The organism is Faecalibacterium sp. DFI.5.82, from assembly GCF_029076575.1.
Taxonomy (GTDB): domain Bacteria; phylum Bacillota; class Clostridia; order Oscillospirales; family Ruminococcaceae; genus Faecalibacterium; species Faecalibacterium duncaniae.
Genome location: NZ_JARFIS010000121.1, coordinates 1 through 398, shown reverse-complemented (window position 1 = coordinate 398; position 398 = coordinate 1). Strand labels below are relative to the sequence as shown.

Below are 398 nucleotides of genomic sequence, written 5' to 3'. Positions count from 1 at the left end.
TACTTTTCAAAAATTCTTTTACTTCCTCCGGCTCTGCGGCGCAGCTTCCCTGACAGATGCCGGGTTTGCCGCCGCCGCGGCCATTGAGGGCGGCGTCCATGTGCGCTGCCTGATCGACGAGTGTGCCAACATTGGCCAGATTCCGCAGCTGGAAAAACTAGTGTCAACCATCCGCAGCCGCGAGATATCGGCCTGCCTTGTGCTGCAAACCAGAAGCCAGTTGAAAGCCATCTACAAGGATAATGCGGATACCATCGTGGGCAACATGGACAGCCAGATATTTCTGGGTGGCAGCGAGCATACTACCCTTAAAGATCTTGCCGAAGCACTCGGCAAGGAAACCATCGACAGCTACAACAATTCCGATACCCGCGGCAATAGCCCAAGCTATGGCACCA

General features: G+C 54.8%; 1 protein-coding gene. It reads left to right on the top strand.

From position 1 onward, the window contains the following. Positions 1–398 (top strand): TraG/TraD/VirD4 family protein (locus tag P0G09_RS15865; protein WP_275253138.1); only part of this gene is annotated, 398 nt, incomplete at both ends.